Genomic DNA, 479 nt, shown 5'->3' with positions numbered 1-479 from the left:
CGGCTTCAGCTGCGCCGTCGGGCGCACCTCACCCTCACGCCAGGCTGTCTGCAGACCCTTCAGGAACTCCTCCAGAGTCGGCTGTGTCGGCGCCGCGTGTTCGCCAACCCCGGTGCGGTCGGCCATCTCCACCAGCCGCTGCTGCGCCGCCCGGATGTCGCGCAGCAGCCGCACCGGGTCCAGGCCGGAGGCCATCGCGCGCAGACGGGCCCTGACCTCCTCCGGGACCCGCGCGTCCTCGAGCAGCCGCTGGTAGGGCGTGGCCGGGGCGTGATACCGCTTCCGCACCACCGCGCCGTCACGCGACTTCTCGGCCAGCTTGAACGAGGGCTGGAAGAAGTTCACGAACAGCCGCACCGACCGGTACAGCTCAGCCAGCGCCGCCGCAGCCTCCAGCCCCTCCAGCCGCCAGTAGCCGACGATCCGCCGCACCACCGCGCCGTTCTTCTGCTCCACATGCGCCTGGTCGTTCTTGCGGC

At 71.6% G+C, this 479-nt stretch carries 1 pseudogene; it reads right to left on the bottom strand.

The annotated features are described in order from the left end of the window. Nucleotides 1-479 (bottom strand): annotated as a pseudogene (locus Q7A36_RS40855) (ISNCY family transposase); the annotation flags it as partial.

The sequence above is a fragment of the Paracraurococcus lichenis genome, assembly GCF_030657435.1.
Classification (GTDB): Bacteria; Pseudomonadota; Alphaproteobacteria; order Acetobacterales; family Acetobacteraceae; genus Paracraurococcus; species Paracraurococcus lichenis.
This window is presented reverse-complemented; position numbering and strand designations above follow the sequence as displayed.